This is a genomic window from Collinsella aerofaciens (assembly GCF_040920445.1).
In the GTDB taxonomy this organism is placed as follows: Bacteria; Actinomycetota; Coriobacteriia; order Coriobacteriales; family Coriobacteriaceae; genus Collinsella; species Collinsella aerofaciens_BH.
This window is the reverse complement of sequence record NZ_JBCOTQ010000023.1, coordinates 1-13,845: the sequence shown is the minus strand read 5'-3', so window position 1 is coordinate 13,845 and position 13,845 is coordinate 1. Positions and strand designations below refer to the sequence as shown.

General features: G+C 61.3%; 15 protein-coding genes and 1 pseudogene. 4 read left to right on the top strand and 12 right to left on the bottom strand.

Annotated elements, in window-relative coordinates; all coding sequences use genetic code 11:
- From AB5405_RS05175 to yqeB, 7 genes and pseudogenes are all read right to left on the bottom strand, one after another.
- A pseudogene (locus AB5405_RS05175) lies at positions 1-112 on the bottom strand (50S ribosomal protein L18); the annotation flags it as partial.
- Positions 113-187: 75 nt separating this feature from the next.
- Positions 188-724 (bottom strand): 50S ribosomal protein L6, encoded by a 537-nt coding sequence (rplF, locus tag AB5405_RS05170; protein WP_006235263.1) that lies wholly within the window; start codon positions 722-724, stop codon positions 188-190.
- Between the two features lie 33 nt (positions 725-757).
- The gene (gene rpsH / locus AB5405_RS05165) at positions 758-1,156 is read right to left on the bottom strand and encodes a 30S ribosomal protein S8 (RefSeq protein WP_006235262.1); all 399 of its coding nucleotides are present in this window, start codon (positions 1,154-1,156) and stop codon (positions 758-760) included.
- A 119-nt stretch (positions 1,157-1,275) separates the two neighbouring features.
- Complete coding sequence (locus tag AB5405_RS05160; RefSeq protein WP_022094280.1) at positions 1,276-1,461, bottom strand: type Z 30S ribosomal protein S14; 186 nt, start codon at positions 1,459-1,461, stop codon at positions 1,276-1,278.
- A gap of 79 nt (positions 1,462-1,540) precedes the next feature.
- The gene (gene rplE / locus AB5405_RS05155) at positions 1,541-2,098 is read right to left on the bottom strand and encodes a 50S ribosomal protein L5 (protein ID WP_006235260.1); all 558 of its coding nucleotides are present in this window, start codon (positions 2,096-2,098) and stop codon (positions 1,541-1,543) included.
- A 312-nt stretch (positions 2,099-2,410) separates the two neighbouring features.
- Positions 2,411-3,454, bottom strand: a complete 1,044-nt coding sequence (locus AB5405_RS05150; RefSeq protein WP_368137784.1) for an XdhC family protein — start codon at positions 3,452-3,454, stop codon at positions 2,411-2,413.
- Positions 3,455-3,463: 9 nt separating this feature from the next.
- Positions 3,464-4,258 (bottom strand): selenium-dependent molybdenum cofactor biosynthesis protein YqeB, encoded by a 795-nt coding sequence (yqeB, locus tag AB5405_RS05145; protein ID WP_152067673.1) that lies wholly within the window; start codon positions 4,256-4,258, stop codon positions 3,464-3,466.
- A 102-nt stretch (positions 4,259-4,360) separates the two neighbouring features.
- Here yqeB and yqeC point away from each other — a divergent pair, with 102 nt between their 5' ends.
- Positions 4,361-5,095 carry a selenium cofactor biosynthesis protein YqeC gene (gene yqeC, locus AB5405_RS05140; RefSeq protein WP_152067672.1) on the top strand — a complete coding sequence of 245 codons (735 nt, stop codon included), beginning with the start codon at positions 4,361-4,363 and terminating at the stop codon, positions 5,093-5,095.
- A gap of 110 nt (positions 5,096-5,205) precedes the next feature.
- On the opposite strand, the gene hydA is transcribed toward yqeC, so the two are convergent.
- The 5 genes from hydA to dpaL form a co-directional block, all read right to left on the bottom strand.
- Positions 5,206-6,573: a dihydropyrimidinase gene (gene hydA, locus AB5405_RS05135; RefSeq protein WP_152067671.1), complete on the bottom strand. Its 1,368-nt coding sequence runs from the start codon at positions 6,571-6,573 to the stop codon at positions 5,206-5,208.
- 9 nt (positions 6,574-6,582) lie between these two features.
- The gene (locus AB5405_RS05130) at positions 6,583-7,197 is read right to left on the bottom strand and encodes a nucleotidyltransferase family protein (RefSeq protein WP_152067670.1); all 615 of its coding nucleotides are present in this window, start codon (positions 7,195-7,197) and stop codon (positions 6,583-6,585) included.
- A gap of 150 nt (positions 7,198-7,347) precedes the next feature.
- The gene (gene ygeW, locus AB5405_RS05125) at positions 7,348-8,550 is read right to left on the bottom strand and encodes a knotted carbamoyltransferase YgeW (RefSeq protein ID WP_055287465.1); all 1,203 of its coding nucleotides are present in this window, start codon (positions 8,548-8,550) and stop codon (positions 7,348-7,350) included.
- Between the two features lie 201 nt (positions 8,551-8,751).
- Entirely contained in the window at positions 8,752-10,137 is a 1,386-nt protein-coding gene (locus AB5405_RS05120; protein WP_055252228.1) for a YgeY family selenium metabolism-linked hydrolase, read from the bottom strand.
- Between the two features lie 74 nt (positions 10,138-10,211).
- Positions 10,212-11,426, bottom strand: a complete 1,215-nt coding sequence (gene dpaL / locus AB5405_RS05115; RefSeq protein WP_161145232.1) for a diaminopropionate ammonia-lyase — start codon at positions 11,424-11,426, stop codon at positions 10,212-10,214.
- Positions 11,427-11,703: 277 nt separating this feature from the next.
- Between dpaL and AB5405_RS05110 the strand changes: the two genes are divergently transcribed.
- The 3 genes from AB5405_RS05110 to AB5405_RS05100 all read left to right on the top strand — a co-directional run.
- Entirely contained in the window at positions 11,704-12,357 is a 654-nt protein-coding gene (locus tag AB5405_RS05110) for a helix-turn-helix transcriptional regulator (protein ID WP_195919205.1), read from the top strand.
- A gap of 123 nt (positions 12,358-12,480) precedes the next feature.
- The gene (locus AB5405_RS05105; protein WP_368137783.1) at positions 12,481-13,443 is read left to right on the top strand and encodes a hypothetical protein; all 963 of its coding nucleotides are present in this window, start codon (positions 12,481-12,483) and stop codon (positions 13,441-13,443) included.
- Between the two features lie 137 nt (positions 13,444-13,580).
- On the top strand, positions 13,581-13,845 hold a 265-nt coding region (locus AB5405_RS05100), incomplete at its 3' end, for a hypothetical protein (RefSeq protein WP_368137782.1).

The following is a 13,845-nucleotide window of genomic DNA, read 5'->3' as shown; positions in this document are numbered from 1 at the left end:
CGTTAGTACGGGTCACGCGAAGACGCGGACGCTCGGAGGTACCCGAGACCTTGCCGCGAACACGACGCTGACGACGCTTGAGGCCTTCCAGCTTCGCCTTATGCTTGTTCATACGTAAACTCCTAAAAAGGTTGATCTTGCCAGCACCTGACGGGGTGCTGGTCTTATGCGAGTGAGTCGGTTACGACTACTTGGCGGCCTTACCCAGCTTGCGGCGGATATGCTCGCCAACGTAGTGGATACCCTTGCCCTTGTAAGGCTCGGGAGGACGATGGCCGCGGATCTCAGCGGCGATCTGACCGACCTGCTGCTTGTTGATACCCTTGACGTTCACGTGGGTGTTGTCGGGAACCTCGAAGGTGATGCCCTCGGGAGCCTCGACGATCACGGGGTGCGAGAAGCCCAGGGAGAACTCGAGGTTCTTGCCCTTCTGCTGCACGCGGTAACCGACGCCGGCGAGCTCGAGCTTCTTCTCGAAGCCCTCGGAAACGCCAACAACCATGTTGTGGATGAGGGCGCGGGTGAGGCCGTGGCGGGCACGGGTCTCACGCTCGTCGTCGGGACGGGAAACGGTGAGGACGTTGTCCTCGACGTTGATAGCGAGCTTCTCAAAGACATCGAGCTCGAGCTGACCCTTGGGGCCCTTGACGACAACGTTGTTGCCGTTGACTGCCACTTCGACTCCGGCGGGAATCTGGACAGGCTTATTACCGATACGAGACACGGTGATCTCCTTTCCTTCTACCTACCGAGCGAATTACCAGACGTAAGCGATGATCTCGCCGCCGACGTTGTGCTTGCGAGCATCGCGGTCGGTCATGACGCCATGGCTGGTGGAAATAATGGCGGTACCAAGGCCACCGCGGACGCGGGGCATGTCGGCAACGCCGGTGTACTTACGCAGGCCCGGCTTGGAAATGCGGCGGATGCCGTTGATGACCTTAGCCTTCTTGGGACCATACTTAAGCGTGATGTGCAGAGTCTTCTGGGGAACGGTGTCCTCGACATCGTAGCCCTCGATGTAGCCCTCCTCGTGCAGAACACGAGCGATCTCGACGAGCTTCTTGCTGCTCGGCATGGAGACCGTGGCCTTGTTCACAGAGTTAGCGTTACGGATGCGCGTAAGCATATCTGCGATCGGGTCTGTAAGGTTCATACAGATTCTCCTTCGTTCTTGATGAACACGTGCTCTTGGTTCTTCGCCGCCCTTAACGGCAAAGCCTTTTTAGCGCGTTTTCCCTGTTCCAAACTGATGCTTGAAACGCTGGTAGTGACTTACCAGCTGGCCTTCTTAACGCCGGGAAGCTCGCCCTTGAGTGCAAGCTCGCGGAAGCAGACACGGCACAGGCCGAACTTGCGGTACACAGAGTGCGGACGGCCGCAGCGCTGGCAGCGCGTGTACTCACGAGTAGAGAACTTCTGCTTGCGATTGCACTTGACGATCATCGATGTCTTAGCCACTTATATCCTCCTCACATAGAGTATTGTTCGCCCCAAGCGCCGCCCCCTTGTGGGAACGGCGCTTATAGGGCAGGTGAACCTATTTCTTGAACGGGAAACCGAAGGCGTCCAGAAGGGCCTTGGCCTCCTCATCGGTGTTGGCGGTGGTCACGAAAGTGATGTCCATACCACGCTGGTGATCGACGGAGTCGAAGTCGATCTCGGGGAAGATGAGCTGCTCGGTGACGCCCATGGAGAAGTTACCACGGCCGTCGAAGCTCTTGGCGGAGATGCCGCGGAAGTCGCGGATACGGGGGATCGCGACGGAGGTCAGACGATCGAAGAACTCCCACATACGGTCGCCACGCAGGGTAACCTTGCAGCCGATCGGCATACCAGCGCGCAGGCGGAAGGTAGCGATGGACTTGCGGGCACGGGTGATCATCGGCTGCTGGCCGGTGATGGCGCGCAGGTCGCGCACGGCACCGTCGATGGCCTTGGAATCGGTAGCGGCCTCGCCGACACCCATGTTCACGACGATCTTCTCAAACTTGGGGATCATCATGACGTTCTCGTACTGGAACTTGTCCTGAAGCTGCTGCTTGACCTCGTTGTTGTACTTGGTCTTCAGACGCGGCACATACTTCTCTTCTGCCATTGTTCACTCCTTCTTGGGGTTTTAAGCACGGGGCGTGGCCACGATGGGTTGTCCTCGTGCCTCCTGGCTGCATCCGCGCCGCTCATGGCATTTCGCGGTTTGGACTCGACGCAGCAGGAGCCGACAAAACAATCGGTACTATACGCGCATCGGGGGCGTATTTCCAGAAAAACCTCGTCTGCCTGCACAACTCCACAACTCCCCCGCACAAATGGGTCCCAAAAAGCAGTTGCGGTGAAATAGGGACTGTTGGGCGGCCTAACAGGCTTAAACAATCCGTATTTCACCGCAACTTAATTGGTGGGGATGCGATTAGCGCTTGCGAGGGACGAGTTTGGTGCGGCGCAGGTGGATCATCTCGGCGGCGATGGAGATAGCGATCTCCTCGGGATCCTCTGCCTCGATGGCAACGCCGATCGGCAGGTGCAGCCCGTCGATCTGGTCCTGCGTAAAGCCCTCCTGCTCCAAGCGAGCCCGCACAAAGGCCGTCTTGCGGCGCGAGCCAAGGCAACCCAGATAGGCGGGCTTGGCGCGCATGGCCTGAATCACCACGTCGATATCGGACTTGTGGCCTGCTGTGGCCACGACCACCAAGTCGCGCGGACCGATGGGGCACTGCTCGCCCAGGTTCTTGTAGTCGACCAGACGACGGTCGTAGACACCGGGTACCCATTCGGGCGTCAGCGTGCCGGGGCGGTCGTCGCACGCCACGACGGCAAAGCCCGCCGCCGTGAGCACCCGCGCCGTCGCAGCACCCACGTGGCCGCAGCCAAAGATATAGGTCAGGCCCTCGGGGCAGAGCGTCTCGATGTGCGCGGGAGGAATCTCGGAGGCGGCGTTGGTGTAGGTGGCCTTACTCCCCTCCTCCACCAGCGAAAGCCCGGGGCAGCCCGCAATGGTGCGGCGCGATTCCTCGCCATGATACTCGGCAACATCGCCTTCGAGCGCGTTTGCGATAAACGGCTCAAAGTCGATGACGAAGTCGCCGATGCGCCGATAGGCCAAGACGTCGGCAACCGACTGGAACAACGGTGCCTGGGTCGCATCCAGATGCAGGTAGCACAGGCAGATGGCCCCGCCGCAGATCATGCCGGTATCGGAGTTCTCGCCGCCCATGGTGTAGCGGACCAGACGCGATTTACCCCCGGCCAGCAGCTCGCGCGCCTCATCCAGCGCAAAGAGCTCGATCTTGCCGCCGCCGATGGTGCCCGCCTGGCTACCGTCGGCAAAGACGGCCATCCAGGCACCCACGCCGCGCGGCGACGACCCCGCCGTGCCGGCCACGACCACGAGCTCGCACGTCTCGCCAGCACGCAGGGCGACAAGCGCCGCATTCACAACATCGAGCTTTTCCATTGCCGCCTTCTATCCTCTAAAGATATCGGTGAGCATAGCGAGCGCCTCGAGCACGCCGCCGCCGACCGACGTCGCCTTGTCCGAAATGTAGTTGATATAGCTGGCATCGCCGCGCGGATCGACGTCGGCACATTTAAAGCCCTCGGTCACCTGAACGCCGTCGGCCAAAAGACCGCGCAAGCAGCCGTCAATCTGCGTGACCATGGGAGTATCGCCCGCGTAGCCAATCACGTCTCCGGCGCGCACGATGTCGCCGATTGCGCGGTCGGACCGAAACACGCCGGCGGCGGGGCTGTGGATAACGCGCTCCTTGCCATAGCCGGCGATAATGCCCGGCACGCCCGTATTGGGCTGGGGCGAACCTTGGGTAATGACACGGCCCAGGAAATGCCCGCGCATGGTTTCGACCACGGCGTCGCAGTCAACCGGCGCGGTGAAGCCCGGTCCCACGGCAATAACGGCAGGCGCCATGTCGCGCGTGGTACCCAGGTTGCGCTTGGCCAGAATCGCGTCGACCACAGCCGCGGGTTTAAGCTCATCGAGCATCTTGGCCTGAGGGTCCACCACGACGGCAACATCCCCCGCTTGGGTAATCTCGAGCGCCTCTGCCGGCGTCTGCGCCAAGCGAGCGCGAATGCCCTCGACCTGGACCTCGCCCAGGCGAATAGCCTCGCAAAAACTGATTGTGCGGCGGATGCACGTGGGAACCGCGATATCGGCCATAACGACCGACACGCCGGCGCGCACCAAGCGAGCGGCGACACCCGTGGCGATATCGCCGGCGCCGCGAACATAAACGAGCATTCCCGGGGCACCTCCCTGTGCTACGGTTTGAGCAGAGCAAAAGCGGTTCGACCGCTACTCTGATGATTATTTATTATCACAGTATTATACGGCGGTGAACAGATGGAAACGGTTAGCGGCAATCTTGCCTCGGCGCTCAGGATCGAGCCGGGCATTACCGCGATTATCGGCAGCGGCGGCAAGTCGACGTTGCTCAAAACGCTGGGTCTTGAGCTCATGCGCGCTGGCGGCCGCGTGCTCCTCTGCACCACCACGCATATGCTTCCCGTTGCCGGCGTGCCATGGGACGGGTCGAATCGTCGCCTGGACGCCGCGCCTTGGAAGCCAGGTGCCCCACACGCCCCAGGCTGCACCTGCGAGGCCTGCGCGGGGCTTGCACGCGGAGGCATCTGCCAGGCAGGCATCTTGGACCCGGAGACAGGCAAGCTCTCCGCCCCCGCCGAGCCACTCGGCGAGCTGGCACAGCGCTTTGACTATGTGTTGGCCGAGGCAGACGGTAGCAAGCGACTCCCGCTCAAGGCGCATGCCGCCTGGGAGCCGGTAATTCCCGCCGCCACGGCAAACGTTGTCTGGGTCGTCGGCGCCTCGGGACTGGGCAAACCCGTCGCCGAGGTTGTCCACCGCCCCGAGCTCTTTTGCGAGCGTTGCGGCTGCGAGCCCACCGACACTGCCACCCCAGAGAGCGTCGCCATGGTGCTCAATGCCGAGCTGCGGATGCTGAACCTCAACAATGCCCGCATCATGCTCAACCAAGTCGACACGCTCAGCGACCCCACGATGGCCGACCGCCTCGAGGCAGCCCTCGGCCGCCCCATCGTCGCCACCAGCCTCAAGTAGCCGGCCCCATCTCGTCAGTTGCGGTGAAATACGGACTGTTTGGCCGCCAAACGGCCGCAAACAGTCCGTATTTCACCGCAACTGCGGAGGGGAATCCGGTGATCTTCCTGTTAGCGGGGGACGTAGCGGCCGGGTTGGGCTCCGGTGGGCTCGCCATCGCGCGCCACCAGCACGCCGTTCACAAACACAGCCTTGGCGCGGCCATGTGCCTCAAAACCCTCGAGCGGCGTGTAGTCCACAGCCTGATGCTGCGTCGCGGCACTGATCGTCCAGCGCGCCTTGGGATCCCACACGCACACATCGGCATCGGCACCCTCGGCAAGACAGCCCTTGCGCGGATACATGCCAAAAACGCGCGCCGGGTTCTCGCTCATCAAGCGGCACAGATCCTCGGGGCCCAGCTGGCCCTCAAAGCTCGTGGCAATCGCGACGGGACGATGTTCCACGCCGGGCCCGCCGTTGGGAATCGCGCGGAAATCGTCGCGCCCGCGGTCCTTTTGCCCGTGCAGGTTAAAGCTGCAATGATCGGTCGCAATCGTATCGATCTCGCCGGCCACAAGCGCCTCGCGTAGCGCGGCACGGTCACCGGCATGGCGCAGCGGCGGGCTCATCACGTACTTGGCGCCCGCAAAGCCGTCCTCGCCCTGCTCCAAGTAGCAAGTATCGTCGAGCATCAGATACTGAGGGCAGGTCTCGACATAGATGTTCTTCTGCCCGCGCGCTTTGGCAGCGCGAATGGCCTCGAGCCCCAGCTTGGTCGAAAGGTGCACCACGTTGACCGGAGCGTCCCCGGCCAGGTGCGCCAGATACAGCAGGCGGCTCACGGCCTCGCCCTCGCACACGTCCGGACGGCTGAGCGCATGCCCCTCGGGCCCATGAATCCCCTGCTCGTACACGCGCTTCTGCAGCTCATTCACCAGCGTACCGTTCTCACAATGCACGCACAGTATGCCGCCAATACGCTTGAGCTCCTCGAGCACCTCGAGCGTCTCGGCATCGTCCAGGCGCAAATGATCGTAGGCAAAGTAGGTCTTAAACGACGATACGCCCGCCTCGCGCATAGCCGAAAGATCGGCGCGGTTGCGCTCATTCCACTCGGCGAGTGCCATATGAAAGGCGTAGTTGGCGGTGCAGGTGCCGTCGGCGCGATGATACCACTCGACCAAGGCATCGGGCATGGTCACGCCGCGATCGGCCGTCGCGTAGTCCACAATGGTCGTCGTGCCGCCGCAGGCAGCCGCGCGCGTGCCGGTCTCAAAGCTATCGGCCGTCCAATCCATGCCGGTCCAGCACTGCATGTGCGTGTGGCCGTCGATAAAGCCAGGGAATACCCAGCAGCCCGCGGCGTCCTCGACGGTATCGCCCTCGCCCGGCTCAATCGCCGCGGCGATCCGCACGATCCTATCGCCCTCCATGGCAAGATCGGCGCGGCGAAGCCCCTGTGGCGTCACGAGCGCGCCGTTTTTGATGATGATCATAATTGCTCCTTATTGATTGATGCAGTTGGCCACGCGATCAAAATACGAGCAGGCGGCAATATGCTCCGTTATGCGTCGCTGTCCCTTGACGGTATCGACGTCCCACAGCTCGTAGGCACGCGCCTCGACCAGCGCAACGTCGACGCGACCTTTGAGAATCGAGCCCCCGCCGTCCTTGCCCTCAAGACACATAAGTGCATCGAACAGTTCCGCCGGAAAGAGCACCGGGCTCGAAGGCTCACCGTTGCACGCAAGACGCACCGGATGTTTGCGGCCACGCTCGTCAAATGCACGAACCATAGCCTCAAAAGAATCCGAACTCACGAGCGGCTGGTCGCCCGGCAAAAAGAGGCATCCTTTCCAGTCGCGTTCGACTCCCCACGAAAGGCCCGCACGGACACTTTCGCTGCGCAGCTCGCCATCGTTCAGCACGCACGGGCAATGCTTGTCCTCGCAAATCTGAGCGACCTCGGGCCAACGCGTCGAAACCACGACGTCAAAGCCCCGGGGAACCGAATCGATGGTCCGAGCAATCAGCGGCTCGCCATAGATATCGGCAAGCATCTTGTTGGAGCCAAACCGCTTGCCCTCGCCCGAAGCCATAATGACGCATCCAAGTTTCATGGTGATACCTCCCCTGAAACCATCGTACCCACAACTCGCGCCGCGGGCATCCACATCGAAAGCGCTTATCCCACACGCCCGCGATGCAAAAAAGGGGCACCCCGCCAGTTGGCAGAGCGCCCCCTTTACATGGCTTACCTCAACCCGGCTTTAGGCCTGGAGCCAACGGGCGGTGTTGCGCTCGTCGAGGGCCTTGAGGGTAGCGGCGGGATCGGCAACCTTCTGCAGGAACATCATGGCTGCGATGGCGTACGGCTTGTAGCTGGCCTCCTTGTACATGCCCACGCGGTGCATGTCGAAGACGTCGGCGTTGACCTCGCCGTGCTCGCAGGAGACACCGGAGATGTCGGCGGGCAGCGGGTGCATAAAGATGGTGTCCTGGCCGTTGGCGGTCTTCTCCATGAGCTCGGTCGTGGAGCACCAATCCTGATGGGTGGCGTTCTGGGCGAGCAGCTCCTTCTCGAGCGCAGCGATGCCGGCGTCGTCGCCCTCGGCGTACAGGTTGGTACGCTTCTCCATGGCGGCAAACGGAGCCCAGCTCTTGGGGATCACGATGTCGGCGCCCTCGAAAGCCTCGGCCATGGTGTTGACCTGTTTAAAGGTGGTGCCGGACTCGGCGGCATAGCCCTTGGCGCGCTCGACGACCTCGGGCATGAGGTCGTAGCCCTCGGGGTGGGCCAGGGTGACGTCCATGCCAAAGCGGGGCAGCAGGCTGATCAGCGACTGCGGGCAGGACAGCGGCTTGCCGTAAGAGGGCGAGTAGGCCCAGGTGACGGCAACCTTCTTGCCCTTGAGGTTCTCGAGGCCGCCAAACTCGTTGATGAGGTAGAGCATGTCGGCAGAGGACTGCGTGGGGTGGTCGGAATCGGACTGCAGGGAGATGAGTGTGGGACGGTGATCCAGAACGCCGTCCTCGTAGGCCTGCTGGACAGACTCGGAGACCTCGGCCATGTAGGCATCGCCCTTGCCGATGTACATGTCATCGCGGATGCCGATGACGTCGGCCATGAAGGAGATCATGGTAGCGGTCTCGCGGACGGTCTCGCCGTGGGCGATCTGGGACTTCTTCTCGTCCAGGTCCTGCAGCTCAAGGCCGAGCAGGTTGGCGGCCTTAGAGAAGGAGAAGCGCGTACGGGTGGAGTTGTCGCGGAACAGGGAGACGGCCAGGCCCGAGTCGAAGATCTTGGACGAAACGTTGTTCTCACGCAGCTCGCGCAGGGCGTCGGCGACGATGTAGAGCGCCTTGAGCTCGTCGGTGGTCTTGTCCCAAGTGTGCAGGAAGTCGCTACCGTACATACCCTTAAAGTCGAGGCCGTTCAGCTGCTCGACGAGCTCGGTAAACTTAGCGTCCATGGAAATGTCCTTTCTAAAGATGAAACGATCGCAATGAGTAGATGTGCTCCGGCATGCGCGTGTGGCTAGAACATGCAGAGCACCATGACGAGGACCCGCCACCGTTGAGGAAGCATGGGAGATAACGACCGCGGGCCCCAAGTCAACAGGGGGTGCCGGGGACACGAGCAGCCCCCGGCTCAACAAAATCGAGGAATGGGACTAATCGATCTTGTTGTTGGTCAGACCGGCACGGAACACGGTGGCGTCGCCATCGGCCTGGCTCGGATCGTAGAGGTTCAGGGCAGCCACGTACATGGCGGCAGCGGTGACCAGGTCGTCCTTGTAGGTGACCTCGTTGGGAGCGTGAGCCTGAGACTCGGCACCCGGGCCAAAGCCCACGCAGGGGATGCCGTAGCGGCCCTGGATGGAGACGCAGTTCGTGGAGAAGGTCCACTTGTCGCACAGCGGGCGACCGGTGCGCTTGTCCATGCTGGGCTCGCAGCCGATGCGCTCGTCACCAAACATGGCCTTGTGGGCGTCGACGAGGGCCTTGACGTGCGGAGCGGTCTCCTTGTTGATCCACGTGGGGAAGTAAGCCTCGGTCTCGTAGACCTCGCCGGTCCAGGACGGACGGTCGTACATGTACATGGAGACCTTCACGTCGTCGCCGTACTTCTTGGCGGCCGGCAGGTTGCGGATCTCGTCCAGGCAGGACTCCCAGGTCTCGCCGGCGGTCATGCGACGGTCGATGGAGATGGCGCAGGAATCAGCCACGGCGCAACGGCTGGGGCTGGTGTAGAAGATCTGGCTGACGGTGCAGGTGCCGCGGCCCAGGAAGCGGGCATCCTCGAAGTGCTCGGGATTGTACTTGGGGTCGAGCATCTTGACGAGACCCTTGATGTCGGTCGACTCGTCGCAGCCGTTGTTGTTGAGGGCGCGGACGTCGGCAATGATGTCGGCCATCTTGTAGATGGCGTTGTCGCCGCGGTCGGGAGCGGAGCCGTGGCAGGAGGTGCCGTGAACGTCGACGCGGATCTCCATGCGGCCGCGGTGACCGCGATAGATGCCGCCGTCGGTGGGCTCGGTGGAAATGACGAACTCGGGCTTAATGCCGTCCTTGTTGTAGATGTACTGCCAGCACATGCCGTCGCAGTCCTCTTCCTGGACGGTGCCGACGACCATGATCTTGTAGCCTTCGGGGATGAGGCCCATGTCCTTCATCATCTTGGCAGCGTAGGTAGCAGAAGCCATGCCGCCCTCCTGGTCGGAGCCGCCGCGGCCGTAGATGATCTCGTCGGTCTCGTAGCCCTCATAAGGATCGGCGTCCCAGTTCTCGATGTTGCCGATGCCGACGGTGTCGATGTGGGAGTCGATGGCGATGATCTTGTCGCCCTCGCCCATAAAGCCCATAACGTTGCCCAGGCCGTCGACCTTGACCTCGTCATAGCCAAGACTCTCCATCTCAGCCTTAATGCAGGCAACAACCTCACCCTCCTCGCAGGACTCAGAGGGATGGCTAATCATTGCGCGAAGAAAACGCGTCATATCAGCACGGTGGGACTCAGCAGCAGCCTTGATAGCGTCGAAATCGAGTTCTTTAGCCATTGTTCATAACCTTTCAAACGAAGGAATCTACCTGTGAGGTGGCGGAGCGATACCTATTTACTCCGCCCCAACGATTAGCAAGTGGGATATTCGCCTTCCCAAACAATTCGACGATACTGGTCGGGATCGGTGTCGCCCTCGGTGGAGAAGCAGAGCACGGAGCTCGTCTTGTCCAGGCCGATGAGTTCCTTGAGCTCAGCATACTCGGGATCGAGCATGAGGGTCTCGACCAGGCCGGTGGTCACAGCGCCGGACTCGCCGGAGATGACGCGCGGGTCGCCCTTCTCGGGAGCGCCCAGGGTGCGCATGCCGCGAGCGGTGACCCAGTCGGGACAGGACACGAAGGCGGTGGCGTGGTTGCGCAGGATATCCCAGCCCAGAATGTTGGGCTCGCCGCAGCACAGACCGGCCATGATGGAGGGCATGTCACCGTCCACGATGCGCGGATCGCCGTCGCCGGCGGCAGCGCCCTTGTACAGGCAGGCGGCAGGTGCGCACTCAACCACGACGAAGGTGGGCGGGTTATCGGGATACAGGTTGGTGAAATAGCCCACCACGGCGCCGGCGAGCGAACCCACGCCAGCCTGGACAAACACGTGCGTCGGGCGGTTGATGGCCATCTCGCGCAGCTGCTCGGCAGCCTCGGAAGCCATGGTGCCGTAACCCTCCATGATCCAGGACGGGATCTTCTCGTAGCCCTCCCAGGCGGTGTCCTGAACGATGACGCCGCGCTCGCAGGCGTCGGCCTCGGCGGCGGCCATGCGCACGCACTCGTCGTAGTTGACCTCTTCGATGGTCACCGTGGCGCCCTCGGCGGCGATGTTATCAAAACGGGGCTTGGTGGAACCCTTGGGCATGTGCACGACGGCCTTCTGGCCCAGCTTGTTGGCAGCCCATGCCACGCCGCGGCCATGGTTGCCGTCGGTGGCGGTAAAGAAGGTGGCCTGGCCAAAGTCCTTGGCAAGCTGATCGGAGGTCAGGTAATCGAAGGTGCACTCGGCAACGTCCTTGCCGGTCTCGTCGGCAATGTAGTTGGCCATGGCAAACGATCCGCCCAGAACCTTAAAGGCGTTGAGGCCAAAGCGATAGCTCTCGTCCTTAACGCACAGGTTGGACAGGCCCAGGCGCGCGGCCTGACCGTCCAGGCGAGCAAGCGGAGTGACGGTGTACTGGGGGAACGACTGGTGGAAGGCGCGGGCCTTCTTCACGTGGTCGAGGCTCATGATTCCCAAGTGCTTGTCATCGCTCTTGGGCATCGTGTTGCTCGCCCACTGGATCTTATCGGCCATACGGTGAACTCCTTAAGTCCTCTCTTGCCGGCCCCCGCATACGCGTTTCAGCCCATTCCCATTCATACGACTGAACTTTTATGTGGATGCCAAACAAAAAGTTTGTTAGTAATGTTCTATCACACTTTTTGATTGGTATACCTAACGAATTGTTTGTTGCCGCAATCGGTACTTTTTCGCCGCCGAACGGTCATGAATTGCCTTGTTGATGGATTTGTTTGCGGTCATGTGTGGTTTATGGCACAGTGAGCCCAAACTAATTTTTAGGAAGGCACCTATGACCCCCGCACAGATTGAGTTTTATAAGCGCCTTGCACACGGCCTGGCGCTCCAATTTGGCCCCAACTGCGAAATCGTCGTCCACGATCTGGAGACCGAGGACGTGGACCACTCCATCGTAGTGATCGAAAACGGCCACGTCAGCGGACGCAAACTGGGTGACGGCCCCAGCCATATCGTGTTTGAGTCCATGCACGAGGGCGCCACCGACGTACACGACCGCGAGCCGTACCTCACTAAAACCGCTGACGGCAAGCTGCTCAAATCGTCGACGATCTTTATCCGCAACGACGAGGGCAAGCCCGTCGGCATTTTGGGCATTAACTTTGACATTACGCTTATGAAGGCTTTTGAGCGTTCGCTCGACGCCTTTACCGGCACCGGCGGCACGGGCTATACCGAGCCCGAGCCCATTACCAAGAACATCGGCGACCTGCTCGAGGACCTGCTGCACGAGTGCGAGCAGTTTGTGGGCAAGCCCGCGGCACTCATGACCAAAGACGAGCGCATTCGTGCCATTGGCTACCTCGACCGTCGCGGTGCCTTCCTCATTTCCAAGTCGAGCGAGCGCGCCTGCGAGTTCTTTGGCATCTCCAAGTACAGCTTCTATAGCTACCTCAATGAGGCCAAGGCGGCGGCCGGCGACAAGTAGGCACTCGCCTGGATTGTCCCTCCCCTTTTGGGCGCGAGTTCTGGAAAGCACGAATCCAAGACCGAGCCGCTTGGGAAGTTCCATATAATCGATGTCATTAGTATTTCGAAAGGATGGGACAGAATGGCGTTGAGCAAGGCATCATGCACCGGTCGCGGATTGATTCCGGCAATTGGTGGACATGTGCACCACATGTTCGATGAGAGTGAAGACGACCTGTTTTCGCTGAGCCTTGACGACGTGATGGATGATCGCCCGTGGACCGCCGACGAACTCATGGGCGGCGGGGCTCGCCCGTCAAGTCCCAATCCCGCACTTGCGCCTAAGCCCGCATCTGCGCCGACTCCTGCGCAGTCGCCCGCACCCACTTCGGCGCCCACGCCCGCTCCCCGCCCCGCAAGCGACCCGTCCGAGACGGCGGCATTTCTCGCTGCAGCGACGCAGGGCAAATCGGCCGACAGCACCGTTATGTACAGCGCCCAGCAGTTGCCTGTTCCTGCGGCACGCAAGCCTCCGGTCACAAGGCTCGATGAGCCCGTTACCCATCAGGTTGCCCACGATTCCTGGGTTGCAGCCGATCTGGATGAGACCTCTACCGACATGCCGGCGCTCGATGTTCCAGTTAACCCGCTTTTTGCCGCCAACACGAGCGCCGCGGGCTATGAGGGCGGTGCGGCATATTCCGATTATTCCGATGGCTATGCAGACAGCGATCGCATCGAGACCGAGGATTATGGCACCGCATCGAGCGATTATCTCAACGATCCGTACGCTGCCACGCCCGCACCGGAATATGACCCGGAGGCCGCGTCCGCGCCGGCGTATACCAAAAGCACGGGCGAAGAGCGCTTCGCCGATTATTACGCCGAGGAAAAGGCGCTGCGTTTCTCGGAATTTCCGCAGGCAGTCAAGGTTGCCTTTATCGCCATTATCATTGCCCTGCTCGGTGTCATTGCGTTTGAAGGATTCCAGCTGTTCCGTGGCCCCACCCAAGCGGAGTCGGAGACCCAGCAAAAAGAGGACGATAACCAGTACCTGGACATCAACACCCTCAAGGGCGACCCCAACGACGGGGACGACGAATAGCGAGAGCTGAAGGCAGCCGCAGGATCTCGCATTCAGCACCAGCTTCTAAGTGCTGTTTTGTCATCCATCTACACTTTTCCGAAGTTTTAAGGTGCCTATTTCGACACTTTTCCGGATTTTATACTCTGTCCCTCCAGATGCGCTTTACGGTGCAGGTGCTCGAGGAAGAGCTCTGTGCTGCTGGCAATCCGCATGTGCTGCAGATCAAGTTGTTCGGAGACGACTTGCGTGAGCCGTCTAGTTGGAAGCTCTTTGCCGACAGCGCGTGTGTCGCAAGCGGCTCGGGCGACTTTGCCCGCGAGTGCTTCTGTGAGGGAGCTGAGGTGTTCCTGGACCTGTGCCGCGACGCCGTACGCGCGTCCGAGCTGCACCAGTGGAGCCAGAGGGAGTACGAGCTGCTGA

Coding starts and splice junctions, on each gene's coding strand:
- rpsH (WP_006235262.1), bottom strand. CDS start 1,156: ATGAACCTTACAGACCCGATCGCAGATATGCTTACGCGCATCCGTAAC.
- rplE (WP_006235260.1), bottom strand. CDS start 2,098: ATGGCAGAAGAGAAGTATGTGCCGCGTCTGAAGACCAAGTACAACAAC.
- AB5405_RS05150 (WP_368137784.1), bottom strand. CDS start 3,454: ATGGAAAAGCTCGATGTTGTGAATGCGGCGCTTGTCGCCCTGCGTGCT.
- yqeB (WP_152067673.1), bottom strand. CDS start 4,258: ATGCTCGTTTATGTTCGCGGCGCCGGCGATATCGCCACGGGTGTCGCC.
- yqeC (WP_152067672.1), top strand. CDS start 4,361: ATGGAAACGGTTAGCGGCAATCTTGCCTCGGCGCTCAGGATCGAGCCG.
- hydA (WP_152067671.1), bottom strand. CDS start 6,573: ATGATCATCATCAAAAACGGCGCGCTCGTGACGCCACAGGGGCTTCGC.
- AB5405_RS05130 (WP_152067670.1), bottom strand. CDS start 7,197: ATGAAACTTGGATGCGTCATTATGGCTTCGGGCGAGGGCAAGCGGTTT.
- ygeW (WP_055287465.1), bottom strand. CDS start 8,550: ATGGACGCTAAGTTTACCGAGCTCGTCGAGCAGCTGAACGGCCTCGAC.
- AB5405_RS05120 (WP_055252228.1), bottom strand. CDS start 10,137: ATGGCTAAAGAACTCGATTTCGACGCTATCAAGGCTGCTGCTGAGTCC.
- dpaL (WP_161145232.1), bottom strand. CDS start 11,426: ATGGCCGATAAGATCCAGTGGGCGAGCAACACGATGCCCAAGAGCGAT.
- AB5405_RS05110 (WP_195919205.1), top strand. CDS start 11,704: ATGACCCCCGCACAGATTGAGTTTTATAAGCGCCTTGCACACGGCCTG.
- AB5405_RS05105 (WP_368137783.1), top strand. CDS start 12,481: ATGGCGTTGAGCAAGGCATCATGCACCGGTCGCGGATTGATTCCGGCA.